Origin of the sequence: Paenibacillus sp. FSL H8-0457 (genome assembly GCF_038051935.1) — a bacterium.
Lineage (GTDB): Bacteria > Bacillota > Bacilli > Paenibacillales > Paenibacillaceae > Paenibacillus_AQ > Paenibacillus_AQ lautus_A.
Genome location: NZ_CP150293.1, coordinates 6,636,649 through 6,656,354 on the forward strand (window position 1 = coordinate 6,636,649; position 19,706 = coordinate 6,656,354).

The window sequence follows — 19,706 nt, forward strand, 5'->3', positions numbered from 1 at the left end:
TTATTTCGTGCCGTACAGCCGATCTCCTGCATCACCCAGGCCCGGTACGATGTAGCCGTGGTCGTTGAGCCCTTCATCCAGAGCAGCAACGTAAATATCCACGTCCGGATGAGCGTCATGCACGGCCTTCACGCCTTCCGGCGCAGCCACGAGATTCATCATTTTGATCTGGGTGCAGCCGCGCTTCTTCAGCACGTCGATCGCAGCGATGGCCGATCCGCCCGTTGCCAGCATCGGATCGATGACGATCAATTCCCGCTCCGTCACGTCGGTTGGAAGCTTCGTATAATATTCCACGGGCTGAAGCGTTTCCGGGTCGCGGAACAATCCGACATGCCCTACCTTGGCAGCGGGAAGCAGCTTGACCACGCCGTCCAGCATGCCAAGACCCGCACGCAGGATCGGCACGAGGCCGAGCATCCGGCCGGAAATGACTTTCCCTTGGGTTTCGGCTACCGGCGTCTGAACAGATATCGATTCAAGGGGAACCTCCCGCGTAATTTCATAAGCCATCAAAGTCGCGACTTCATCTACCAATTCGCGAAAGTCTTTTGTGTTAGTCCGCATATCGCGTATAAATGTAAGTTTGTGTTGAATCAACGGGTGATCACAAATCACCAATTTTCCCATGTCTGGTCCCTCCGGTTTGAATGCAAATGTTATTTCAATATGGGCGTAAATACTTGTGAGCTCCATAAATCCTGTCTATTATATCATTCCCTCTAGTCAATTGACACCTGCACGAGTCATGTTTATTTCCGTGAGTTTTGACCTTATAACCGGATCTGCGTCAGCCCTGCACCTAGGTTTTCCATTTTCGCCTGTATTGATCCTCACCGCGAAGCGACCCGACCGGGAACATGCGAGCATAGCAATCTGGCCAGAATGTGACAGCTCCTAAAAGAGGACCCCACCTTCAGGTGGGGTCCTCTTATCATAGGCCTCTTATGCTGACGAAACTGTGATTAATATTTCATTTCGGCATAAAGAGGATATTGATCCGTAAGCTCAGCCACCAAACGGCCCGCTTTTTCCAGCGTTGCTTCGTCTTTAGGCTGCTTCAAGGTCATGGCAATAATCTTCGCGATTTTCACCATCGCCTGCTCATCCATGCCGCGGGAGGTTACCGCCGGCGTACCGATACGGATACCGCTCGTGACGAACGGGCTCGTCGGATCAAACGGGATGGCGTTCTTGTTGACGGTAATCCCGATGGAATCCAGCACCTTCTCTGCGTCTTTGCCGGTGATGTCCAGATTGCGGGTATCGACCAGCATCAGATGGTTATCGGTTCCGCCGGAAACGATGTTCAGGCCTTCCTCGATCAGGGTGTCAGCCAGCACTTTCGCGTTCTTCACGACGTTCTCTGCATACGTCTTGAAGGACGGATCCAATGCTTCGCCAAGCGCAACGGCCTTGGAAGCAATGACATGCATGAGCGGTCCGCCCTGGGAGCCTGGGAACACCGCTTTGTCGATCGCCTGTGCCCATGCCTTCTTGCACAGAATCATGCCGCCGCGAGGTCCGCGAAGGGTCTTGTGCGTCGTGGTGGTTACGAAATGGGCATGCGGAACCGGATTCGGGTGAAGACCCGCGGCAACGAGACCCGCAATATGAGCCATATCGACCATGAACAATGCGCCTACGTCGTTCGCGATGGCAGCAAGCTTCTCGAAATCAATGATGCGAGGATATGCACTTGCACCCGCCACGATCAGACGAGGACGGTGTTTGAAAGCCGCTTTGCGGACTTCGTCGTAATCGATAAGGAACGTGTCTTCCTGCACGCCGTATGCAACGAAATTGTACAGAAGGCCGGACGCGTTAACCGGGCTTCCGTGAGTCAAATGGCCGCCGTGGGCCAGGTTCATGCCGAGCACGGTATCTCCAGGCTTGAGCGCAGCCAAATACACCGCCATGTTCGCTTGGGCGCCGGAGTGCGGCTGAACGTTGGCATGCTCGGCACCGAACAATTCCTTCGCGCGGTCGCGGGCGATATCCTCCACGATATCCACTCGCTCACAGCCGCCGTAATAACGCTTGCCAGGGTAGCCTTCCGCATATTTATTCGTCAGCACCGTCCCCATGGCTTCCATAACCGCTTCGCTGACGATGTTCTCGGAGGCAATCAGCTCAATGTTGCTGCGTTGACGCTTCAGTTCCAAATCCATCGCTTCCAATACAGCCGGGTCATTCTTCCGCAAATGTTCCATCATGTTCATATCCTCCCATAATCAATCGTTATTTTCTCTTGCCAAGTCAAGACTACAAGTTTACCTAATGACTAAAGCGAGCTCTCATTCGAATCAATCGCACATTGTGGAATCATCCCGCTGCTCAAGCCGGTACACGGCGCGTTCCCCACCGATCAGCTTCGGCCGGGTGTAAGCCGCCGTTACGCGCGCATCGCCGATATAACGCTCGCTCGGCCTGAACGGAACCGCCACTCTCCGCAAATGCATGCCGATCAGCGTCTCGCCGATATCGACACCCGCATGGGCCTCAATGGATTCCGCAAGGCAGGGCTCCTTCATACTCCGATACGCCGCCGAGGCCATGGAGCCTCCCGCCCCCGGAATCGGTACAGCCGCCACTTCCGTCAGGCGCAGCTCTTCAAGCAGTCCCCGCTCCATGACTAGCGCCCGGTTCAAATGCTCACAGCATTGATAGGCTACAGCGAAGCCGAATTCCGCTTGAACCTCGGCAATGCCCTGAAGAAGCTGCTGCGCCGTTTCAAGAGCGCCGCCTGTGCCGATCCGGCGTCCGACCACTTCACTGGTGCTGGCTCCGATGACCAGCACCTTGCCCGGTCCTAAGGCTGCCGCTTCGGCCAGCTCGCGGACGATCCGCGCCGTCTGTTCGCTCAAGGAAACCTTGGAGATATCCGTCATGTCACAGTCCTCCCGATGAATTTTTTCACAGAAGATGCTTCATTCCATACGCAATAACCGCAGCAGCTTTACGCGTCGACCTATCGCGATTCGCTCTTCAGGTAACGCTCCTCGATGGCCTTGATCTTGTTTACGCGGCCGACATGACGTTCGCCCTGGCTGAAATCCGTTGTCAGCCATGCGCTGACGATCTCGGCAGCAAGCCCGGGGCCGACGACGCGCTCGCCCAGCGCAATCACGTTGCTGTCATTATGCTCACGCGTGGCTTTGGCCGAAAATACATCATGCGTCAGCGCGCAGCGGATGCCCGGCACCTTGTTGGCGGCAATGCTCATGCCGATTCCCGTTCCGCAGATCAGGATGCCCCGATCCGCTTCACCCGAGACCACCTTCTCGCACACCGGAAGCGCGTAATCGGGATAATCCACGGAATCGGAACAGCCGCAGCCAAGATCCTCCACCTCGTGTCCAAGACCCCGAATGACCTCCACGATCTCCTCTTTCAGACGAATGCCGGCATGATCGGTACCCAATGCAATTTTCATCTATGAAAAACCCCCTCGAATGTTCGCTTTTGCGTTTTAGCTTGTTTCATTATAACCCAAACTCCACGCAAAAGACGAAAAAAGAGCAGTCGGCGCACGTATTGTGCTCCAAATGCTCTTTGCCCAGGCGACCGGCCGTATATTCCGATGCTCCATCGTGGTTTCATCCACTTCGTCGCCAGTTACATCGGATTCATGTTTTTCACCTTCATCTTAAAGCAATACCCTGCGAAAGGCAAGCGGCTTTTTTAGCCATATTGAGCCCGGATCCAGATTTACTCTTCGCTTCCGTGGAAGCCGATCCTATTTATGCTGATCCGCTTCCAGCTTGTCCAGCAGGCGGAAGAGCGCCGTCCGAATCTCCGCCGCCGTCGCCTCGTACTCCTCCCGCGAGCCGCCGAAGGGATCGGAGATATCGAAGCTCGGAATGCGCTGGCGCAGCTCGATCAGACGCTCCCGGTCGCGGTCGCTGACATCGCGGCCCAGCGATCTGGCCAGCTCGAGCGTTGCGTACAGGCTGTCCTGCTCCCGCAGATCATCCAGCACCCGCCGGTCATCCTCCACAAATTCCTTCAGCGTGTGCATCTTGTCGGCGGCATGCGGGAACTGCCGAATCGCATACTGCTTATGCGACTGGGTCAGCGTCAGAATCAGGTCTGCCCATTCCACCAGATTCGGAGTCAGCGGCTTAGATACCAAGCGATCTTGAATATCCTGATCCCGCAGTATCGATTCCGCATGACGGGATACCGGCATGCCGTCTACGGCCGAGACGCCGGCGGATTGCGTTTCCAGCGGAATGCCCCGCTGTTTGGCGAGCTTGCGCAGCATCCCTTCCGCCATTGGGCTGCGGCACGTATTCCCCGTGCAGACAAACAATATATTTTTCACGGTCCCGTACCTCCCCGTTGTAGGTTGTTTTGGGATTATTGTAACAAATATTGCGTCAAAAGATAAACATCACGCCAAAGATGATCAAAATCAGTCCGCCCAGCATTTCACCGTACTCTCCCAGCTTGTTGCTCACCTGACGGCCGAGCAGCAGGCCGAGAATGGACAGCAAACCGCCAACGACGCCGAAGGAGATCACGATCAGCAGCACATCATCCACGAACATTCCAAGCGAAACGCCTACCGAGAAGGAGTCGATGCTGACGCTGAGCGAAAACAGCAGCATGCCGAAGAACGCGGTAGGATGAATGCGCTGACCTTCCCCGCCCCGCCAAGCATTATACAGCATATGTCCACCCAGCAGGAGAAGCAGCCCGCCGGCCGCAAACCCTGTGACGTGCCCCAGCAGCATGCCTACATAGCGGCCGGCAAACAAGCCCGCCAGCGGCATAAGCATGTGAAACAATGCGATCATGAAGCTGATGCCCAGCATATGGCCTAAACGCATGCCGCCTCTCATTCCGACTCCGATGCCAAGCGAAAATGCGTCTAGCCCGAGTGCAACCGCCATCAGCAGAATCGCCGCAAGCTGTCCCGATTGGACAGACGCCTCCAACATCCCCATTCCCCCAAGTCCCATGGTCTTGTACACCATATGCGGACAAGGGGGAAATCATGCTAAAACCGTTCAATCGGCATCGGCATTGACGTGGATGATGTGATGTCCCGCGGCCTTCAGCAGCCGGTTCATGACGGCTGCGCCAAGCCCCTGCTCCGGGCACGCTTCGGCCAGGATGAAGGTCGCGCCTTCTTCATCGAAGCGGCGCAGGCCGGCGTACAGCCGGCGGGCCGCTTCCTCCGGCGCGGCCAGGCTGCCGAGCGAGACGGCAACGTCCGCGCGGTAGTGACCGATGTGCTCGTCGAACGACAGCACGCCGGTCACCTCCCCGCGCCGGGCCGCCGCCTCGAGCTCGGCCGCGATGCGTGCCGACACCGCGTCGGCACGCGGGCCCTGCACCACGCACATCGCACCCTTCGGTGCGTAGTGCGTGTACTTCATGCCCGGCGAGCGCGGCGCCGGGCTCTCCGCCTCCCCGGCGGCGCGCTGCAGCGCCGGGTCCTGGCGCACGCTTGCCGCCACCGCGGCAAGCTGCTCGGCCGTGACGCCGCCCGGGCGGAGCACCGTGACGGCACCGTCTTCGCCGACCTGCACCACCGTCGACTCGACGCCCACCCCGGCCGGGCCGCCGTCGAGCACGCCGTCGATCGCCCCCGCCAGATCCTCCAGCACATGGCTGGCCAGCGTCGGGCTTGGCCGGCCGGAGCGATTCGCGCTCGGTGCGGCGAGCGGACAACCGGCGGCGCTGATCAGAGCCAGCGCCACGCGGTGATCCGGCATCCGCACGGCAACCGTATCGAGCCCGGCCGTCACGCGAGGCGATACGGCGCCCGGTTTCACGGGCAGCACCAGCGACAGCGGTCCGGGCCAGAACGACGCCATCAGCGCCCGCTCCGTCTCGTTCACCTGTTGGACCAAGCCGTCAAGCTGAGCCAGCTCCGAGATATGCACGATTAATGGATTGTCCGATGGCCGACCCTTGGCGGCGAAGATGCGCTCGACCGCCTCCGTATTGCCGGCGTCAGCACCAAGTCCGTACACCGTTTCCGTCGGAAAAGCCACCGTACCGCCCTGTGCAAGCACCTGTCCTGCTTCGTGCAGCGCCTGCTTCGCTTCCTTCTCGGACCCGAGGTTCTCCTTGGAGAGGGAGCTTAAGACGTGCCACACTTTGGTTGGTTTCGATGCAGCATTCCGGGAGCCTTGTTCCCGCTGCAGGTTGCGTTCCTTGCCATTCCCGTTCTGTTCCATACCTATCCCAAGCTTTCTGTATATGAAATATATAAACACCCAAACTCGTTTTGCCTATGATCCAAAAGAAAAAGCGCTTCTCGTTCTTCAGTCCCGTGCCGGTTCCCATTCAAACCAGTCGCGCCAAAGAGAAAGCACTCTTCTTCATCCAAGTTTATCATACCCGATCCGTATTGGAAATCCATACGCGGGATCATCCTAGAACAAGCTTGCCACCCAATTCCAGAGGCCCAGGAACATATCCCACAGGAAGAAGCGGACCTCAGGCTTGCTTTCGCTTGCCTTCTTCGGCGCTTCCTCCGGAGAAGCGTCGCCCGCATCGGCGGACACCGTTTGGATCCCCGTCTCTACAGGCTGGGCTGCCGCATCCCCGCTGCCGCCGTCAATGAAACAAAGCGGCGGGAACAGGACGCACCACCAGTTTTGTCCTTGGCCTTCGCCTAACGTAATCCGCAGCGCATCGTAATCGCCCGCCGGATACACCGTGCCCCCGTACAATTTGGTCGGGAACGGCACGACGCCAAGCTCTACATGGTAATTGTAGGTGATTCCTCTTTTTCTCAGCTCTTCACCCACCAGCTGACGGATTTCCGGAAGATGCTGCCGGGTTAATGCCTTGGCGTCTTCCAGGCTTTGCGGGTTCTCCAGCTGCAGGACCCAGAGCTGCATTTGCTCAACGACCGCGTCACGAATCTCTCTTTTGACGAGCTGATCGGACGGATTATCTGAATTCGCGAGAATGCGAAGCCGTATCGATTCTTGAGGGATCGGACCGCCGACAACGGAAGCATCGATCTGCTGTCCCTCCCAAGCCATGATGACCATAAACATGCAGGATAAGAGCACAACCATTTTTTTTACGATAATACGGAGGGTTTCACTATAATTTGTCATCTCGGACAACCGCCTCTCTATGAACGAAACTCTATGATGCTATCAGTATGTCCGCCTGAAAAAGATATAAACGTGGAATCTAGCAAATCGAAAAAAATTCATAGATTGGCGCATCACGACTTTGACAAAAAAAGATGCCGTCCCCATGGGAACGGCATCTTCTCATACCAATGACGATTCGGTTTTGGTTATATTCATAATAACTGCACCCAGACCGCGGCGAAGTTCCACCCGACCATCATCTAAGCCTGCTGCTTAGCGGCCGCCGGGCGATAAGCATGCGGATCCGGCATATCTTCCTCCACTTCCTGACCATGCAGCTTGACGCTCATGGCGACCCCGAGACTCGCCATGCTAATCACAAGGGACGTTCCCCCGTAACTGATGAAGGGCAGCGTAATCCCCGTCAGCGGCATCAAACCGATAAACATCCCGATATTCTCGAAGATCTGATATAAAAACATGGCCACGATTCCTATGATTAGAAACGGTCCCGCTCGCTCCCGGGATTCCAGGGAGATCAGGATCAGCCGATGGATCAGGATGAAATACAACAGCAGCAGGACGGAGGAACCGATAAAACCGAACTCCTCGGCAATCTGCACAAAGATGGAGTCGGAGTACGCATAAGGCACTCGGCCCGACTGTATCGACGACCCCTGCATGTAGCCTTCGCCGCTCATGCCGCCAGAGGCGATGGCAAGCTTCGCATTCGTCGTATGATAACTGGCCTTGGCGGTCGCTTTCTCCGGATACAGCCACGGATCAATCCGTTCCACCCAGTGCGGCTTCAGTATTTTCGATTCCAGCAGTTCATCATGATAATGAATGTAAGCCTGGGCGCCGCCGAAGGCCACTCCTGCCACCAATACAAGCCCGATCAGCGCATGGGAGAACTTGACGTTCCCGATCCATAGCAGTCCCAGCAAAATGATGACATAGCTAAGCGCGTTCCCCAGGTCATTCTGAGCCATGACGAGCACGAAAGGCACGAACGCCAACAGTCCGATCGGAACGACGTCCTTCCAGAAGGACAGCAGCGGTTTGTTTTTTCGCACCAATACAAAAGAAAGAAATATGATCAGGATCAGCTTGAACAATTCAGCAGGCTGTATACTTAAACTGCCAATGTAAATCCAGCCTTGGGCGCCGTTAATATCCTTACCGATAAACATCACGAGGACCAGCACGGCTAGACCGCCTAAGTATATATATTTGGCATATTTAATCAGTAGCCGGTAATCCAGCAGGCTAATTCCGAAAAAAGCCATGAAGCCGACAATGTAAAAAGCAATCATGCGGATATGAGAGCCTTCGAACTTGGTGTCGACGGTCGTGCTGTATATGGACGTAATGCTGATACCCATCATCAAAACCAGTACGAAAACAATAACGTAATCCATCTTCTTGAATTTCTGAAGCATGCTTTGATCCCCCTGTGCCCGGAGACACGAACCCCCGGTTTGCCTATACAGGCATATAACGATTATTCGAAAAGAAAGTTTGCCTTTGCCTTATCGTCGTTGATACTCATCATTCCATAAACCCAAATCTGAAGGTGGCATTACGGTCAAGATTTTCAGGGATCCTGCCATGCAAGCCCCTAATGAATTATTCTAAAAGATTTTCACCCCTAACACAATTCATGATCCTCTTTCCAGAATACCGGAGAAAAACAAAAGAGATGCTGCTTTCGATAGCATCTCTCCGATTCTAAACCCTAATCACCCGCGTTAAGCCTGTTTGGTTGGCGCGGAACGGTATGTTTGCGGATTCGGCATATCCTCCTCCACTTCCTGTCCGTGCAGCTTCACGCTCATGGCAACCCCGAGGCACGCCATATTAATGATGAGCGATGTTCCGCCGTAACTGATGAAAGGCAAGGTGATTCCCGTCAAAGGCATCAACCCGATAAACATGCCGATGTTCTCAAAGATTTGGTACAGCAGCATGGCAACGATGCCGATGATCAGAAACGGACCCGCTTTTTCCCGGCTTTCCAGCGAAATCAGGATCATCCTGTGAATGAGTATGAAATATAACAGCAACAGAACGGATGAGCCGATAAAGCCGTATTCCTCCGCAATTTGCACAAAAATCGAATCCGAATACGTATAAGGTACGCGCGAAGATTGCACGGAGCTGCCTTCCAAGTACCCCTCTCCGCTCATACCGCCTGAAGCAATGGCCAGCTTTGCATTGTTCGTATGATAACTTGCCTTCGCGGTAGCTTTTTCGGGCACCAGCCATGGATCGATCCGTTCCATCCAATGACCGCGGCTCTCCATGATTTTCGATTCTTTAATCTCATCATGAAAGTGAATGTAGGCCTGTGCTCCGCCAAAGGCAATGCCTGCTACCAGCAGCAGACCGATCAGCGCGTGCGAAAACTTCACGTTGCCGATCCATAACAACCCGAGCAGTATGACAATATAACTGAGTCCGTTCCCCAGGTCATTCTGAACCATGACGATGGCAAACGGAATGAACGTCAGAAAACCAATCGGTACGATATCCCGCCAGAAAGACAGCCTCGATTTGTCCTTGCGAATAAGGACATAGGTAATAAATATGATCAATACCAGCTTAAATAATTCGGCAGGCTGAATATCCACGATGCCGAGATTGATCCAGCCCGTGGCATTATTTTTGGTTTGACCGATGAAGGAGGGCAGCAACAGCGTGATTAACCCTCCGATATAGATGTGCAGCGCATATTTATTCCATATTCGATAATCAATCAAACTAAGCCCGAAGAAAGCCGCGAAACCGAGGATATAAAATACTGCCATTTTAATATGGTGACCCTCGAACCCGGCGGTATCGAACGTGGCGCTATATATCGACGTGATGCTGACGACCATTAGCATCAGCAGCACAAACACAATGACAAAATCTATCTTCTTGAACTTCTGAAGCATGCTTTCGGTCCCCCTGTGCCCGGAGCCCGTAAACCCCGATGTACCCATTCAGGCAGAATAACCATCTGTTCGAACAAACCAACGTTCATTCTGCAGCCCATCCTCTATTTTAAAAGAAATCGGACCCGAATACAATTAACGGAAAATTCCCAGAACATGCCGGTCAATCCCCGCCAAATCGGGTACCGTGACGATTTCCTCCCAGTATCCTGCCTTCCGCAGCAGTTCCGCTACATCCCCGGCCTGGCCCATGCCCAGCTCAAAAGCGATCAGGCGCGGCGGCGCCGATAGAAAGGGCAGCTGCGCCATCATGATCCGGTACGGATTCAATCCGTCCGGCCCGCCATCCAGAGCCGTGCGCGGTTCATAGTCCCGGACTTCCGGCTGCAGCTCTTCGATATCCTCCGCCGGAATGTACGGCGGATTGGAGACAAGGATGTCCGGCCCCATGCCGGCGAACGGCTCCAGCAGGTTCCCCTGCCGGAACTCAACCTGGGCGCCCAGCTTCTTCGCGTTCCGCGCGGCAACCTCTAGCGCATCGGGCGAAATATCGCTCGCAAACACATCCCATCCCTTTGACTGCAAAGCCAACGTGATGGCGATGGCCCCGCTGCCGGTGCCGATGTCGACGACCTTCAGCCCTCCATCCGGTTGCGGGGTAAGCTCCTGTCCGTACTTCAGCACCGCTTCCACGAGCAGCTCCGTTTCGGGGCGCGGAATAAGAACCGCCGGCGTGACGTCGAACGGCCGGCCGTAAAACTCCTGTTCGCCGATAATGTACTGCGCCGGAACGCCCTCCGCTTTGCGAGTGATTGCTTCTTCCAAAGCGAGGCGGCGGCCCTCAGGAAACGGATCCGTGAGCGCCATGTAATATGAGGTTCCCGACAGTCCGAGCACATGCTCCAGCAGCAGCTGCGCATTCCGCTGCGGCTCCATCACCCGCATGCGGTCTAAAAAAGAAGAAGCCTCCACAAAGGCTTCCCTGATGCTGCGCTTCGGCGTCAATTCAAATATCGTCCGCTTCAAAGCGTTATACTCCTTTTTCCATCGCTTCAGCCTGCTCCGCAAGGGTCAGCGCCGAAACGATCTCTTCAATCTCCCCGTTCATCACTTGATCCAGCTTGTGAACGGTAAGTCCGATCCGATGGTCGGTCACGCGGCTTTGCGGGAAGTTGTACGTCCGGATCCGCTCGCTGCGGTCACCGGTGCCGACTTTGCTCTTGCGCTCCCCGGCGTACTTCGCTTCTTCCTCTTGACGCATCATATCGAAGATACGGGCGCGAAGCACCTGCAGCGCCTTCTCCTTGTTGGAGTTCTGCGATTTGCCGTCTTGGCATGTAGCCACGATGCCGGTCGGAATATGCGTTACGCGCACCGCCGACTTGGTGGTGTTAACGGACTGACCGCCTGCGCCGCTGGAGCAGAAGGTGTCCACGCGGATATCCTTGTCATGAATCTCGATATCCACTTCTTCCGCCTCCGGCATAACCGCCACGGTGGATGTTGAGGTATGGATGCGGCCTCCGGACTCCGTGGTCGGAATACGCTGCACACGGTGAGCGCCGCTCTCGAATTTCATTTTGCTGTATGCGCCGCGGCCGTTGATCATGAAGATGACTTCCTTGAATCCGCCCAGGTCGTTCGTGTTGACGTCCATCAGTTCAACCTTCCAGCCCTGGGTATCGGCATAACGGGTATACATCCGGTACAGGTCAGAAGCGAATAGCGCCGCCTCGTCGCCACCGGCCGCGCCGCGAATCTCGATGATGACGTTCTTGTCATCGTTCGGGTCCTTCGGCAGCAGCAGGATTCGAATTCTCTCCGCCAGCTCTTGCTCGCGCTGGGTGAGCTCCTCGATCTCCATTTTCACCATTTCGCGCATCTCGTCGTCCATCTTTTCGCCCTGCATGGTTTTGGCAGCTTCGAGTTCTTCAATGACGTTTTTATATTCAACATAAGCCTCATAAGCAGGCTGTAAATCGGATTGTTCTTTGGAATAATCCCTGAGCTTCTTGGAGTCATTAGCGACATCGGGATCGCACAACAGCTCGCTCAACTTCTCATAACGGTCCGCAAGGGATTGTAATCGGTCCAACAAAGGAATTCACCTCTCTAAGATATATTCCTGAAGATATGCCATTTTGCACTCCGTTTCGTATGACTCATGAAGTGTAAACGACTTTTTATTTTACCATGAAACGACACGTTTGACTAGCAGGCATTTGACCGAAGAAAGAGTTCTCGCCTTTCCGATCGCTTCAAAAAAACCACGGTCCCATGCACAAAGCGTCATGGAGCCATGGCCTTTGAAACCTTCATCGATTACACGTTAAAACGGAAGTGCATAACGTCGCCGTCGTTCACGACATACTCTTTGCCCTCCAGACGAAGCTGTCCGCGCTCTTTCGCGCCGTTCATCGAGCCAGCGGCAACCAGGTCATCGTATGCGACGACTTCCGCACGAATGAAGCCGCGCTCGAAGTCGGTATGGATGACGCCGGCCGCTTGCGGCGCTTTGGTTCCCTTGCGGATCGTCCAGGCACGCACTTCCTGCACGCCGGCCGTAAAGTAGGTATACAATCCCAAAAGACTGTATGCCGCCTTGATCAGACGGTTCAAACCGGACTCTTCCAGTCCCAGCTCCTCAAGGAACATCGCTTTGTCCTCGCCTTCTAGCTCGGCGATCTCAGCCTCAACCTTCGCGCTGATCGGCACCACGATCGCGTTCTCCGCGGCCGCGAAATCGCGAACCTGCTGCACGTATGGATTGCTGTCGGCTTCCGCAACGCCGTCTTCGCTCAGGTTCGCCGCGTATAATACCGGCTTCAGCGTCAGCAGGTGCAAATCGCGCACGATCAATTTCTCATCGTCGCTCAGCTCCACGCTGCGTGCGGGCTGATCGTTGTATAGGGCTTCTTTCAGGCGCTCCAGCAGCTCCACTTCCTGAGCATACTGCTTGTTGCCGCCCTTCATGTTCTTCTTCGCACGGTCGATCCGCTTCTCGACGCTGTCGAGATCCGCAAGGATCAGCTCCAGATTGATCGTCTGGATGTCGCTGACCGGGTTCACTTTACCGTCAACGTGGGTAATGTTCTCGTCTTCAAAGCAGCGGACTACATGAACGATTGCATCCACTTCCCGAATATGGGCCAGAAACTTGTTCCCAAGACCTTCCCCTTTGCTCGCGCCGCGAACCAGGCCGGCGATGTCGACGAATTCGAAAGCGGTCGGCACCGTCTTGTTCGGCTGAACCAGTTCCGTCAATTTGTCAAGGCGCTCATCCGGCACTTCCACGACGCCGACGTTAGGATCAATCGTACAGAACGGGTAATTGGCCGACTCGGCGCCCGCTTGCGTAATCGCATTAAACAATGTAGATTTGCCGACGTTCGGCAAACCGACGATTCCAGCTTTTAAAGCCATTTATGTGACAACTCCTTATCAGGTTTACTCTTATTTATAAGTATACAAGGCTTGGGTTCCATTCGCCGAAGCCCCTATCACCAGCTAAACAATCTTATTAATTATAGCAGATACCCCATAGACTTCAACACGAATATACTGCCATCGTCGAGCCCCGGTTCTGGCGGTATTCTCCCCTGTTTAGGCACGAATCAGCCGCCTGGTGGACTTCAGGGCTTCGATATTCCCCGCGCCGATGCCGAACATGGCCGTCCGCAGCTCCAACTCCACCTGAGCAAGCCGCTGATCGAGCGCTTCAACCGAATCGACCGCCGAGCCCAGGAGTCCGCGGCCAAAGCCTGCCAGATCGGCGCCCAGAGCAAGCGCTTTGGCCGCATCGACGCCGCTTTGCAGCCCGCCGCTTCCGATCAGCGCACAGTCCGGCGCGGCTTCGCGCACCTCCGCGATGCAGTCCGCGGTAGGATTGCCCCACCCGGCAAAAGCCTCGGCCGCGGCGCGGCGAACCGGATCCGGGCTGCGGAATTTCTCGACCTGGCTCCACGAGGTGCCGCCCGCACCGGCCACGTCGATGAACGCCGCCCCGACGTCCAGCAAAGTCCGCGCCGTTTCGCCGTCGATTCCCCAGCCCACTTCTTTAATCCCGACCGGTATCGAAAGCGTGCGGCACAAATCCTCGATACGCCCCAGCAGACGGCCGAACCGGGTGTTCCCTTCCGGCTGAAACACCTCTTGCAGCCCGTTTAGATGGAGAACCAGCATATCCGCACCCGCGATATCCACCGCCCGCTGACAATCGTCAAGGCCAAAGCCATAGTTCAGCTGCACCGCTCCTAGGTTGGCGATCACCGGCACGCTCGGCGCGCTCTCGCGCACGCGGAATGTCGATGCAAGCTCCTCCTTCTCCACCGCAGCCCGCACGGAGCCGACACCAAGCGCCCAGCCGCGCCGTTCCGCCGCTTCCGCAAGACGCATATTGATCTCTCCGGTGGCCTTGCTTCCGCCGGTCATGGAGCTGATCAAAAATGGCGTGCGTACGGAAAAATCAAGAAACGTCGTGTCCAGCTTAATCTCTCCAAAGTCGATCTCCGGCAGTGCGGCGTGACGAAAACGGTAACGTTCAAAGCCGGTGGTTACCCCCACGGAGCCCACTTCTTCGTCCAGACATAATCGAACATGCTCGATCTTCCGCTCGCCGGTGGGCACTTCCGGCATCAGTCTGCCCCCAAATCTTCCTGATCCTCCGCCTGAAACGGTTGCAGGTTTGCCCGCAGTCTGTTCATGTTCTGAGTTCATTCCGTGCCTCCTTATCCGATTCACTCATCCTTAATAAAGCCGTATCTAAAGCATATCATTGACGTCGCAGGTTGTCCCAGCTGCATGATATGTACATCCTTTGACAATTTTAATACCGATGTTCTCACGATCTCACGTATGTTCGAAACCCAGCAACCTTCCCAAATAGCATTCTGCCCCGGCTTCCCGGGATCATCCCCAAACGCGGTGCTTGCCGAATTGCAATAACTGGAGTGCGTCAGGGCAGCACTTTCATGTTAATTAACCTTATACGACCTACGAGAAAAGATAGGAGGATGGGTGATCTTGGACTTCCGCCATTTGTTCCTTAACCGCAATTCAGCTGAACCACTTGCACCGGGTCCAGGCACGCAGCCCCTGCCAGAAAACCCTCATGCCAAGAGCTCACGAATGCGAAAAACAATATTCATGGGTCTTGTCCTTCTCATGCTATGGCTTATCGGCGTAATGATCTATCAGACTCATAAACCTCTTCCGAATGGAATCTCCTATGAAAGTCCAGTCTACCAGAGCGACGTGAGGATGTGGATCGACCTGACCTATCCCGGACCGGACGGCCAGCCTGTCCACGATCAAGAAATCGGACCGCGCATCGGCCAAATTATCGACGAATCGCGAAAATTCCTGGTGATCGATATGTTTCTGTTCAACGGATATGCCCATAAGGACCAAACATTCCCGAAAGTCAGCGAAGAGCTTGCCCGTCGCCTGGTTACCCATAAGAAGAACCATCCCGATATGGATATATTCTTTATCACCGACGAAGTGAATACCGGGTACGGCTCCTATACGCCGCCGGAGCTCGAGTCTATGAAGGCAGCAGGCATTCATGTGATTGTAACCGATGTCGACCGGCTGCGGGACTCCACGCCCGCTTATTCCGCCGTATGGCGCACGTTCATTCAGTGGTTCGGCCAGTCCGGCAAAGGCACGCTCCCCAATCTGATGGCAACCGAAGCACCCGATATCACCGTTCGCTCCTATTTGAAGCTGCTGAATGTGAAAGCCAATCACCGCAAAGTCGTGATCAGCGAGAACACCGCGCTGGTGACTTCGGCCAACATGCATGACGCCAGCGCCTTCCACTCGAACATCGCCTTCGAAACGAGCGGGGATATCATCGGCGATATGCTTGCGGCGGAGCAAGCCGCCGTTAACCTTACAAGCCCGATCAAGCTGCCGGAACACAAGCCCGGCTCCAAGCCGGCGGTGCAGCCTTCAGGTCAACCCAACGGCGTCGATGTTCGTTATTTGACGGAAGGAAAAATCTATAAATATGTGTTGGAGGGCATTGAGCAGTCGCAGCCCGGGGACACGCTTTGGATGGGGATGTTCTACCTGGCCGACAGTAAAGTCATGGAACGGCTTCTGCATGCCTCGGACCGAGGCGTTGATATCCGTCTCATTCTGGATCCGAACCAGAACGCCTTCGGCCGGGACAAAATCGGCATCCCCAACCGTCCGGCTGCAGCCGAGCTCATCCAGAAATCCCAAGGAAAAATATCCATTCGCTGGTACAACACCGGCACCGAACAGTACCATACCAAGCTCATGTACATTGCCAAACCGACAGGCAAATCGATTATTACCGGCGGGTCAACCAATTTCACCCAGCGGAATCTGGACGATCTGAATTTGGAGAACAATCTGTGGATCGCTGCCCCTCAGAATCATCCGCTCACCCGGGATTTGGACCGTTACTTTCATCGGATATGGTTCAACGAAGATGCCCAGTTCAGTCTGGACGTCGACGCTTACTTGGGAAAGACCACATGGATGAAGGACATCCTGTTTAAATTGCAAAAAAGCTTGGGTTTCACTACCTTTTAAAATTTTTACAAATAGAAGAAACGAACAGGCTTAGGGATACGGCCGGTCCCGGCTTCTTCCGCTGCGTTTACAACAGGGGGGACATCAGCCGGGCAGCGGATTCAAGCAGCCGTGTCATGATTCTCTTTTTGCGGGTATGATGGCGGTCGTACACGATGGCGGATTCCAGGTCATGCTCGAAATCGGATACCAGCTTGCTTACGCTGTCCGTGTGTACGAGCAATGCATTGACTTCAAAATTAAGATGGAAGCTCCGCATGTCCATATTGGCCGTTCCGATGGTAGCCACCTCGCCGTCGACGATCAGCAGCTTGGAGTGCATGAACCCTTTTTCGTATTCATAGACCCTTACCCCAACATCCAGCAGGGCCGGGAAATAGGAATGGGACGCGAGGAAGGGCAGCCACTTGTCCGGCTTTGACGGAAACAGAATGCGCACGTCAAGACCCGATAAGGCGGCAACCCTGAGCGCGGTAAGAATGTCCTCATCCGGTATAAAATAAGGCGTAGCAAGCCACACCGACTTACGAGCCGACACAATCATGGAGAAAAAAATGTTCTTGAGGGCTCTCCGTTCATTATCCGGACCGCTTGCGATAATCTGTACGGCGCCGCTGCGGTTCTCCAGCAAATCCGGGGAATAATAGATCGGCTCGTTCGGCTGCTCCCCCGTCATATACTGCCAATCCTGCAAAAATACAACCTGGAGAGTTCGGACCGCTTCTCCCCGGACTAGCATATGGGTGTCGCGCCAGAAACCGAATGCTTTGCTGCGGCTTAAATACTCATCTCCCACATTCAAGCCGCCAACGAACCCGACGCTGCCGTCGATCACGACGATTTTGCGATGATTGCGGTAATTCACGCGGCTCGTGAAGAAGATCGTCTTGGGACTGCCGAACACAGCCACCTGCACGCCCGCATCCCGCATCTCCTGCAGGAAGGAAGGCGGCAGCTGCAGGCTGCCGACGGCGTCCACCATAAATCGCACGGCAATCCCTTGCCTCGCCTTCCGTATCAAAATTTCCTGGATCTGCGTTCCGATCGCATCCGGGCGGTAAATGTAATATTCCATATGAATATGGTGCGCCGCTTGCTCCAGCTCCGCAATCAATGCCGCAAAGGTCTCTTCCCCATCGGTCAGCACCTTCGTGTCGCTTGAGAACGAAATCGGCGTGCGCGCAAGCCGGGTGGACAGCTGAAGCAGCTGCTGCACTTCCGGCTTGAAGCAGGAGACGTCGGGGGTGTTCTTGCGCAGGACCTCGCTGGTGTAGACCAGGCCGTCCTTCCTCGCCTTTTTATCGTATTTTCTCCGTTTGAAATAGTTCTGTCCAAACAAAAAATAAAAAACGAGCCCGACGATGGGGACAAGCGCCAGCAGCAGGATCCAGGCCATGGTGCTGGAAGGATGGCGATTCTCCATAAAAATCATGAATCCGATGGATACGACGGTCAGCGTAGAGAATATCCCGATAACCGTCCCTGTCGTCTTCCCGAAATAATGCATGCCAAAATAATAAAACGCGAACAATAGCGCGGTGATCAGTACAGCCTCTATTCCCTTTCTCATATCCATTTACCCCTTGTTCTTCATCGTTTCTGTCTCTGTATGCACGATGCTGGTCACACATATTCTACATGATCTCCCCCAGGAACTAAAGACTGTTCTCCTTGGGTCGGCAAGGGCCCGATGTCCCAGAAAAAAGAGATTGACAATGCTGACGCCATTTGATAGAAATATAACTAACGATCGTTAGTTAGGAGGAATTCAATGAGTGCCGCCGACATTAAACAGTCCGCTCTTGCCCACTTTGCCAAAAACGGTTACGAAGGGGCATCGCTAAAACATATCGCCGACGATTGCGGTATCAAGAAACCGTCGATATACGCCCATTTTTCGAGTAAGAAGGATTTGTTTCTGCAAGTGCTCCAGGACGTATTCCATCGTCAGGAGGAAATGATGGTAGCCTATTTCCTTGACCATTCCGATTGGCCGCTGGAGCAGCAGCTGCACGGATTTCTTGAGAATCGTCTCCAAGCTTATCAAATGGATGACGAGGTCCAGTTCTTCATGCGGATGGCCTTCTTCCCGCCTAGCACGCTGTATGACGAAGTGATGGCGATGGTGTATCCGCTGCTGGATCAACAGGAGCAGAACCTGTCGAAGCTGCTTGCCGCGGGCTGCCCGGAGCAGGGCCGCATCATCCGTCATCCGCGCAATGCGGCGATAGCCTTTATGACCTTGGTGGACGGGATCCATCTGGAAACCGTGTACGGCGGGGAAGAACGGGCCTCAAGACGCCTTACAGCTGCTTGGCCTGTGTATTGGTTAGGGGTAACGAAGCAAAGATATAACCACAAGAGTTAAATCCTGATGGAATGACGCATCCTAAGCAGGAAGTTGTAGTCGAAAGAATTTGTAATGTAAGGTTACCGTTCTTTTCATAAAAGGAGTGACAAACATAATGAATCGCACCTGGGGTTACGTGCTGCTGGCTGGATTGGTTGAAATCATATGGGTGATGGGGTTGAAGCATTCCTCCAACATCTGGGAATGGCTTGGGACCTTGGCCGCCATCGCAGCGAGCTTCTATCTTATTATCGAGGCGGCCAAAAGGCTGCCGGTCGGAACCGTATATGCCGTCTTTACGGGGATCGGCACCGCCGGAACGGTCGCGTCCGAAATGCTGTTCTTCGGAGAGCCGTTTAAACTGGTCAAGGTGCTTCTGATCTGCGTGCTGCTTGCCGGCGTCATCGGCCTTAAGCTTGTTACGGCTGATCACGCCGAACCGGAGGTGAGTAAATAATGGCTTGGATTGCGCTTATATTTGCCGGATTATTCGAAATCGGCGGCGTCATCGGCATCAAAGGCGTGTCGGATCGCAAAGGCTGGCGTTATGTACTGATTTTGGCCTTATCTTTCGCCGCCAGCTTCTCCCTCCTCTCCTACGCCATGACCGAGCTGCCCATGGGGACCGCTTATGCGATCTGGACGGGGATCGGTACGGCCGGCGGGGCCTTGACCGGCATGTTTCTGTTCGGGGAACCCAAGGAATGGCGGAGAGTGCTGTTTATCGCCATGATCCTGTGCTCGGCCGTGGGCCTGAAATTGATCAGCTAATATTTTTTC

Annotated in this window: 19 protein-coding genes and 1 riboswitch; of the genes, 4 read left to right on the plus strand and 15 right to left on the minus strand. The window is 54.8% G+C overall.

Features of this window, described 5'->3' with window-relative positions; translation table 11 throughout:
* The 14 genes from upp to fni all read right to left on the minus strand — a co-directional run bounded on the left by upp (window position 1) and on the right by fni (window position 14,725).
* A complete protein-coding gene (gene upp / locus MHI43_RS30000; RefSeq protein WP_006213103.1) occupies window positions 1–630 on the minus strand; it encodes a uracil phosphoribosyltransferase in 630 nt (209 codons plus the stop codon).
* Window positions 631–965: 335 nt separating this feature from the next.
* Window positions 966–2,216 (minus strand): serine hydroxymethyltransferase, encoded by a 1,251-nt coding sequence (glyA, locus tag MHI43_RS30005; protein WP_009590552.1) that lies wholly within the window; start codon window positions 2,214–2,216, stop codon window positions 966–968.
* 90 nt (window positions 2,217–2,306) lie between these two features.
* The gene (locus tag MHI43_RS30010) at window positions 2,307–2,891 is read right to left on the minus strand and encodes a TIGR01440 family protein (protein WP_015737751.1); all 585 of its coding nucleotides are present in this window, start codon (window positions 2,889–2,891) and stop codon (window positions 2,307–2,309) included.
* A gap of 80 nt (window positions 2,892–2,971) precedes the next feature.
* Window positions 2,972–3,436 carry a ribose 5-phosphate isomerase B gene (gene rpiB, locus MHI43_RS30015; protein WP_009590548.1) on the minus strand — a complete coding sequence of 155 codons (465 nt, stop codon included), beginning with the start codon at window positions 3,434–3,436 and terminating at the stop codon, window positions 2,972–2,974.
* Window positions 3,437–3,550: 114 nt separating this feature from the next.
* Window positions 3,551–3,632: riboswitch (ZMP/ZTP riboswitch) on the minus strand.
* A 107-nt stretch (window positions 3,633–3,739) separates the two neighbouring features.
* Complete coding sequence (locus tag MHI43_RS30020) at window positions 3,740–4,327, minus strand: low molecular weight protein arginine phosphatase (protein ID WP_036662086.1); 588 nt, start codon at window positions 4,325–4,327, stop codon at window positions 3,740–3,742.
* A 55-nt stretch (window positions 4,328–4,382) separates the two neighbouring features.
* On the minus strand, window positions 4,383–4,946 hold the full coding sequence (locus tag MHI43_RS30025; protein ID WP_036662084.1) for a manganese efflux pump: 564 nt from the start codon (window positions 4,944–4,946) through the stop codon (window positions 4,383–4,385).
* Window positions 4,947–5,015: 69 nt separating this feature from the next.
* Window positions 5,016–6,194, minus strand: coding sequence for an L-threonylcarbamoyladenylate synthase (locus MHI43_RS30030; protein ID WP_036662083.1), 1,179 nt, complete (start codon window positions 6,192–6,194; stop codon window positions 5,016–5,018).
* A 198-nt stretch (window positions 6,195–6,392) separates the two neighbouring features.
* A complete protein-coding gene (gene spoIIR, locus MHI43_RS30035; RefSeq protein ID WP_036662079.1) occupies window positions 6,393–7,088 on the minus strand; it encodes a stage II sporulation protein R in 696 nt (231 codons plus the stop codon).
* Between the two features lie 242 nt (window positions 7,089–7,330).
* Entirely contained in the window at window positions 7,331–8,512 is a 1,182-nt protein-coding gene (locus MHI43_RS30040) for an FtsW/RodA/SpoVE family cell cycle protein (RefSeq protein WP_009594539.1), read from the minus strand.
* A 309-nt stretch (window positions 8,513–8,821) separates the two neighbouring features.
* A complete protein-coding gene (locus MHI43_RS30045) occupies window positions 8,822–10,009 on the minus strand; it encodes an FtsW/RodA/SpoVE family cell cycle protein (protein WP_036662077.1) in 1,188 nt (395 codons plus the stop codon).
* 135 nt (window positions 10,010–10,144) lie between these two features.
* Window positions 10,145–11,035 (minus strand): peptide chain release factor N(5)-glutamine methyltransferase, encoded by an 891-nt coding sequence (gene prmC / locus MHI43_RS30050; protein ID WP_015737757.1) that lies wholly within the window; start codon window positions 11,033–11,035, stop codon window positions 10,145–10,147.
* Window positions 11,036–11,039: 4 nt separating this feature from the next.
* Window positions 11,040–12,107 (minus strand): peptide chain release factor 1, encoded by a 1,068-nt coding sequence (gene prfA / locus MHI43_RS30055; RefSeq protein WP_015737758.1) that lies wholly within the window; start codon window positions 12,105–12,107, stop codon window positions 11,040–11,042.
* Between the two features lie 224 nt (window positions 12,108–12,331).
* Window positions 12,332–13,432, minus strand: a complete 1,101-nt coding sequence (gene ychF / locus MHI43_RS30060; protein ID WP_015737759.1) for a redox-regulated ATPase YchF — start codon at window positions 13,430–13,432, stop codon at window positions 12,332–12,334.
* 180 nt (window positions 13,433–13,612) lie between these two features.
* Window positions 13,613–14,725 carry a type 2 isopentenyl-diphosphate Delta-isomerase gene (gene fni, locus MHI43_RS30065; RefSeq protein WP_036662076.1) on the minus strand — a complete coding sequence of 371 codons (1,113 nt, stop codon included), beginning with the start codon at window positions 14,723–14,725 and terminating at the stop codon, window positions 13,613–13,615.
* A gap of 411 nt (window positions 14,726–15,136) precedes the next feature.
* Here fni and MHI43_RS30070 point away from each other — a divergent pair, with 411 nt between their 5' ends.
* Window positions 15,137–16,576, plus strand: a complete 1,440-nt coding sequence (locus tag MHI43_RS30070) for a phospholipase D family protein (RefSeq protein ID WP_051425329.1) — start codon at window positions 15,137–15,139, stop codon at window positions 16,574–16,576.
* A 67-nt stretch (window positions 16,577–16,643) separates the two neighbouring features.
* Here the strand turns inward: MHI43_RS30070 and cls are convergent, their stop codons facing one another.
* Complete coding sequence (gene cls / locus MHI43_RS30075; RefSeq protein WP_036662074.1) at window positions 16,644–18,146, minus strand: cardiolipin synthase; 1,503 nt, start codon at window positions 18,144–18,146, stop codon at window positions 16,644–16,646.
* Window positions 18,147–18,347: 201 nt separating this feature from the next.
* Between cls and MHI43_RS30080 the strand changes: the two genes are divergently transcribed.
* The 3 genes from MHI43_RS30080 to MHI43_RS30090 all read left to right on the plus strand — a co-directional run bounded on the left by MHI43_RS30080 (window position 18,348) and on the right by MHI43_RS30090 (window position 19,697).
* Window positions 18,348–18,944 (plus strand): TetR/AcrR family transcriptional regulator, encoded by a 597-nt coding sequence (locus MHI43_RS30080; protein ID WP_036662072.1) that lies wholly within the window; start codon window positions 18,348–18,350, stop codon window positions 18,942–18,944.
* A gap of 97 nt (window positions 18,945–19,041) precedes the next feature.
* Entirely contained in the window at window positions 19,042–19,383 is a 342-nt protein-coding gene (locus tag MHI43_RS30085) for a multidrug efflux SMR transporter (RefSeq protein WP_036662071.1), read from the plus strand.
* Window positions 19,383–19,697: a multidrug efflux SMR transporter gene (locus MHI43_RS30090; RefSeq protein WP_009594524.1), complete on the plus strand. Its 315-nt coding sequence runs from the start codon at window positions 19,383–19,385 to the stop codon at window positions 19,695–19,697. The genes MHI43_RS30085 and MHI43_RS30090 overlap by 1 nt, the downstream gene beginning before the upstream one ends.
* Window positions 19,698–19,706 lie beyond the last annotated feature (9 nt).

Excerpts from the sequence above, each read along its gene's own strand:
- upp (WP_006213103.1), bottom strand. The coding sequence starts at position 630 with ATGGGAAAATTGGTGATTTGTGATCACCCGTTGATTCAACACAAACTT.
- glyA (WP_009590552.1), bottom strand. The coding sequence starts at position 2,216 with ATGATGGAACATTTGCGGAAGAATGACCCGGCTGTATTGGAAGCGATG.
- MHI43_RS30010 (WP_015737751.1), bottom strand. The coding sequence starts at position 2,891 with ATGACGGATATCTCCAAGGTTTCCTTGAGCGAACAGACGGCGCGGATC.
- rpiB (WP_009590548.1), bottom strand. The coding sequence starts at position 3,436 with ATGAAAATTGCATTGGGTACCGATCATGCCGGCATTCGTCTGAAAGAG.
- MHI43_RS30025 (WP_036662084.1), bottom strand. The coding sequence starts at position 4,946 with ATGTTGGAGGCGTCTGTCCAATCGGGACAGCTTGCGGCGATTCTGCTG.
- MHI43_RS30030 (WP_036662083.1), bottom strand. The coding sequence starts at position 6,194 with ATGGAACAGAACGGGAATGGCAAGGAACGCAACCTGCAGCGGGAACAA.
- spoIIR (WP_036662079.1), bottom strand. The coding sequence starts at position 7,088 with ATGACAAATTATAGTGAAACCCTCCGTATTATCGTAAAAAAAATGGTT.
- MHI43_RS30040 (WP_009594539.1), bottom strand. The coding sequence starts at position 8,512 with ATGCTTCAGAAATTCAAGAAGATGGATTACGTTATTGTTTTCGTACTG.
- MHI43_RS30045 (WP_036662077.1), bottom strand. The coding sequence starts at position 10,009 with ATGCTTCAGAAGTTCAAGAAGATAGATTTTGTCATTGTGTTTGTGCTG.
- ychF (WP_015737759.1), bottom strand. The coding sequence starts at position 13,432 with ATGGCTTTAAAAGCTGGAATCGTCGGTTTGCCGAACGTCGGCAAATCT.
- fni (WP_036662076.1), bottom strand. The coding sequence starts at position 14,725 with ATGAACTCAGAACATGAACAGACTGCGGGCAAACCTGCAACCGTTTCA.
- MHI43_RS30070 (WP_051425329.1), top strand. The coding sequence starts at position 15,137 with ATGCGAAAAACAATATTCATGGGTCTTGTCCTTCTCATGCTATGGCTT.
- cls (WP_036662074.1), bottom strand. The coding sequence starts at position 18,146 with ATGAGAAAGGGAATAGAGGCTGTACTGATCACCGCGCTATTGTTCGCG.
- MHI43_RS30080 (WP_036662072.1), top strand. The coding sequence starts at position 18,348 with ATGAGTGCCGCCGACATTAAACAGTCCGCTCTTGCCCACTTTGCCAAA.
- MHI43_RS30085 (WP_036662071.1), top strand. The coding sequence starts at position 19,042 with ATGAATCGCACCTGGGGTTACGTGCTGCTGGCTGGATTGGTTGAAATC.
- MHI43_RS30090 (WP_009594524.1), top strand. The coding sequence starts at position 19,383 with ATGGCTTGGATTGCGCTTATATTTGCCGGATTATTCGAAATCGGCGGC.